The sequence below is a fragment of the Pseudomonas sp. Sample_23 genome (assembly GCF_004307595.1).
Lineage (GTDB): Bacteria > Pseudomonadota > Gammaproteobacteria > Pseudomonadales > Pseudomonadaceae > Aquipseudomonas > Aquipseudomonas atacamensis.
The window spans coordinates 1-4,130 of sequence record NZ_RCNX01000018.1; the positions used below are offsets into that span (position 1 = coordinate 1).

Annotated in this window: 2 protein-coding genes and 1 pseudogene; all 3 read left to right on the forward strand. The window is 60.9% G+C overall.

The features are described 5' to 3' along the window. Nucleotides 1-708 precede the first annotated feature (708 nt). A complete protein-coding gene (locus D8U82_RS04020; protein WP_083354188.1) occupies nt 709-993 on the forward strand; it encodes a hypothetical protein in 285 nt (94 codons plus the stop codon). Continuing rightward, the gene (locus D8U82_RS04025) at nt 990-1,262 is read left to right on the forward strand and encodes a DUF3077 domain-containing protein (RefSeq protein ID WP_130901694.1); all 273 of its coding nucleotides are present in this window, start codon (nt 990-992) and stop codon (nt 1,260-1,262) included. The genes D8U82_RS04020 and D8U82_RS04025 overlap by 4 nt, the downstream gene beginning before the upstream one ends. Continuing rightward, nucleotides 1,259-4,130, forward strand: a pseudogene (locus D8U82_RS04030) (DUF927 domain-containing protein); the annotation flags it as partial. The gene D8U82_RS04025 and the pseudogene D8U82_RS04030, both read left to right, overlap by 4 nt.

Sequence of the window (4,130 nt, forward strand, 5' to 3'; positions counted from 1 at the left end):
AGCGTACTGAGTTGGGCCGACGGCACCTGGTGCGCCCTCTCCCTCCACTGCGAAAAAACCGGCGCGGTGATCGTCGACGAAGGGCAGCAAACCCAAGCCTACGAAGACGCCCGCTCGATGCTCAGCGGCGGCTTCCTACCCCTCCTATCCCTGCGCTGGGAAGCCCATGCCTGAAACGAAAACGCCTCCGGGGGCGATCCGGAGGCGTTGAGGTCAATCTACATGCACGAACAATTTATGCCGCACCTGAAAAAACCGCAAGCTATCAGCGCAGTTGCACTTTCGAAAAACGGACGTTACTCTCTGGCCGTCGCTGCAAATTCAGCGATTGGGCTTGGCGGCCCAAACAGTACAAGGCGCAACAGCGCCCCCATTACGATTGCAGGCGCTTTTTTTGTGCCCGCATTCCCGTGTTATGGCGGGTTGCGTAGGAGCACCCTCGGGTGCGCCGGTCTCCTTGTACGCCGGTCCGCCAATCCTGCGCAATCCGTCACCCTAATCTGCTTGGCGGCAGACGGTGGCGGTTCCTCAGTACAAGGAGCCTTCACAAATGCAATACGCCCTCACTCCGTCCAAAATTCGCGCCGCTGCACACCGTGCAATGGCTCTCGCCGCTTTACACGCCAATTCCAGCCTCGCTACACGCCTTTCCCGTTACAACGCTCACATGGCCAAAGCCCGCGCACTCGAAACCGCAGGCGGTGCCCAATGAACAATGCTTTGAGCTTCGCCCTGCCCGAAGACCTGCTCTGCGTGAATCCGACCGCAGAAGCCGGTGTGCCCATCGACGCCATCACCTGCGCCATTGCTCGCGCCGACTCGGTTCTAACGCTGCTTGAAGAACACTTCGAAAACGACTCCTCGCGCCTTGCTAATCACGTCATCGCGGCCGTTCTCTGGGACGTGCGTGGCACCCTTGGTTTGATCAAGACGCTGACCCTGCACGGCGACTCCACCTCGATGCCTGCTGCGCAGAAAGGCGGTGCGCTATGACCACCTCCACCACCCTCGGGCATGCCACCTTCACTCGCGTGAACCCCTCCGATTTGAAGTTGTTCCGGGTCAATGCCGGTGTTCCGGTCGAAGATGCACTGGAGATGGTTTCCCTGTTGCAGCATCACGCCAACCAACTCAACTTCGACGCCGCCATGAGCGATGGCGGCGAGCGTTTCAGTTGGCCTGCTCTGTACCTTGGCGAAATGGCCAAAGCGTTGATCGACGACATCAACGACGCGCTGTTTCTGCCGAGGGCTGACGCATGAGCCAACGCCCGAGCACCTCCGCAAAGCGTCCAAGCTTTGCCGACGTGAAAGCCGCCGCACTGAAAGACATTGATCGCGTTCTGTCTCACTGGCTGCCCAATGGCAAGCGCGTCGACGGAGGCAAGGAATACACCGCACCCAACCCAACCCGCAGCGATAAGCGCGCCGGTTCGCTCAAGATCAGTTTGGGCAAAGGCACATGGTCCGACTTTGCCACCGGCGACAAGGGCGGCGACCTGATTGATTTGGTGCGCTATCTGGACGGCGGCACCGACATCGAGGCCTGCAACCAACTCGCAGAATTGCTCAACGTATCGCCCGGCGGCGCCCAGGCGAAGAACGTGCCTACCAAGATGAAAGCCCCTGAGTGGATTGCCATTCAGCCGATCCCAGCCGAGGCCATGAACAAGTGCCCGGCCAAGCATCGGCAGCACGGCGTGCCGTCCAAGGTCTGGATCTACCGTGATGCGCAGGGCCAGCCGCTAATGGGGCTCTACCGCTTCGACCTTGCGCCCGATGAGGACGGCAAGCCGAAGAAGGTCTTTGCACCCCTCACATGGTGCGAGCGCGCCGATGGCCAAACCAAGCAATGGCGCTGGCAGGGTCTGCCCGACCCACGTCCGCTGTTGCGCCTTGATGAACTGACTCAGCGCAGTGACGCACCGGTGGTTTTGTGCGAAGGCGAAAAAGCTGCCGATGCCGCCTCCAAACTGCTACGAACCACGTGGCCACCTGCTGGCCGAACGGTTCCAACTCTTGGCATAAAGCTGACCTGACACCACTTAGGGGTCGAGATGTTCTGTTGTGGCCTGACAACGACGACAGCGGTAAAGCATGCATGGAGGCCGTCGCCGAGAAGCTGCGCAAAATCGGCGCCGCCTCGGTCCGTTTCATCGCTCTGGACTCGTTCAAACGCAAGCCCACGCTGAAGAGTGGCCGCGCCGCTTTCGCCAAAGGTGGTCAATGGGATGATGGTGATGACGCTGCCGATGCGCTTACCAAAAATTGGACAGCCGCGCATTTCGCCGAGCTGCAAAGCAGCGGCGAGCTGTTTGGTTTGGTCGAGGAAAAACCATCCCCGGAGCAAACCGAAGCCAAGCCGGACGCGAAGACGAAACCCGCAGCCAAGCGCCCGACAAAATCGAAAACCGACCTGATGCCCGGCGGCTTTCGACTCACGTCAGAAGGTGTGTTTTATGCCGGTGATGACGGTGAGGCGCGTCCGGTGTGCTCGCCATTGGAGATCCTCGCCCGTACTCGCGACGACAAAGGTCAGAACTGGGGCTTGTTGGTCGAGTTCGACGATCCCGACGGCGCCAAGAAACGCTGGAACATTCCGGCGCGCACCATGACCGGTGACTTTGGCAAAGACGTGCTCGGCCCGCTGGTGGACATGGGGCTACGTCTCGCAGGAAGTCGGTCAGGGCGTAATGCACGCAATGATCTGCAGAGTTACCTCGGCGGCTTCGACAGCGCCCAACGGGCTCGACTGGTCACGCGTTTGGGTTGGCATGACACGGCGTTTCTACTGCCGGAGCAGCAGGTAGGTGCGCACAGCGAGCACCTACACTTCTACGAAGCCGGTTCGCAACTTCCGCCAATCAGCGAAGCGGGCACGCTTGAACAATGGCAAGAGCAGATCGGCGCGCTGTGCGTCGGCAATCATCGTTTGGCATTTGTCGTCGGCGTGGCCTTCGCGGGGCCGCTGTTGCACATGCTTGGTCATGAGTCGGGCGGCTTTCACTTGTACGGCGACAGCTCCGGCGGCAAGACCACCCATTTGCAGGTCGCCGCCTCGATCTACGGCGGACCGCGACTGGTGCGTTCGTGGCGTTCCACCGACAACGCGCTGGAGTCTATCGCCGCCGCGCATTCCGACGGCCTTCTGGTCTTGGATGAAATCGGCATGTGCGATCCGCGCATCATCGGCGAGACGGTGTACATGCTCGGCAACGGCACAGGCAAGGCACGCGCCAACGATCGAGGCCAAGCTGGCCGACAGGTACAGGAGTGGCGCCTGCTATTCCTCTCCACCGGCGAGAAGACGTTGGCCCAGCACATGGCCGAAGCGAACAAGGAACTGAAAGCGGGTATGGAAGTGCGCATGCTTGCTGTCCCGGCCGATGCCAGCAAAGGCCTTGGCATGTTCGATGTGCTTAACGGTTTTGAAGATGCAGCGGCACTGTCCGACGCGCTCAAAGCACGCGTAGCGAAGTACTACGGCACGCCGCTCACAGCCTTCCTTACCGCGCTGTGTGAACCCGGTAAGCGTCACGGCTGGGCAGCCATCCTGCGCCGCACGCTGGAAGGTTTTATCGCCCAGTCGTTACCGGCGTCGGCCAGTGGACAAGCGCACCGTGCCGCCGCTCGCTTCGGTCTCGCCGCTGCAGCGGGCGAGTTGGCAACCGCGATGGGGATCACCGGCTGGCCGGATGGGACTGCCACTACCGCCGCTCGCGTGTGTCTGAACGCATGGATGAACGAGCGTGGCGGCGCCGGCAACTTCGAGGGCGATGCAATCGTGGCGCGACTTAGACAGATCATCGAGCGCTTCGGTGAGAGCCGCTTTACGCGTTGGGAGTCGACGGCGGCGAAGATCGACGAACACGGTCCGCGCACCATCGACCGACTCGGTTTTCGTAAGACGTTGGAGCACGGTCTTGGTGATTCCCTGCACACAACCAACACCTACTACGTGCTCCCCGAGTTATGGCGCTCGGAAATCTTCCGAGGCATGAACATCAACGCGGTGAACAAGGAACTGCTGCAGCGCGGTGTTCTGGAACCGGGGAAGGACGGCAAGGCGTCGAGCCTGATCCGGTTACCAGGCCTCGGTACGCAACGTTGCTACATCGTGAAGACGATTCC

What these genes read in the sequence shown, in the direction of transcription:
- D8U82_RS04020 (WP_083354188.1), top strand. Translation starts at nt 709, where the DNA reads ATGAACAATGCTTTGAGCTTCGCCCTGCCCGAAGACCTGCTCTGCGTG.
- D8U82_RS04025 (WP_130901694.1), top strand. Translation starts at nt 990, where the DNA reads ATGACCACCTCCACCACCCTCGGGCATGCCACCTTCACTCGCGTGAAC.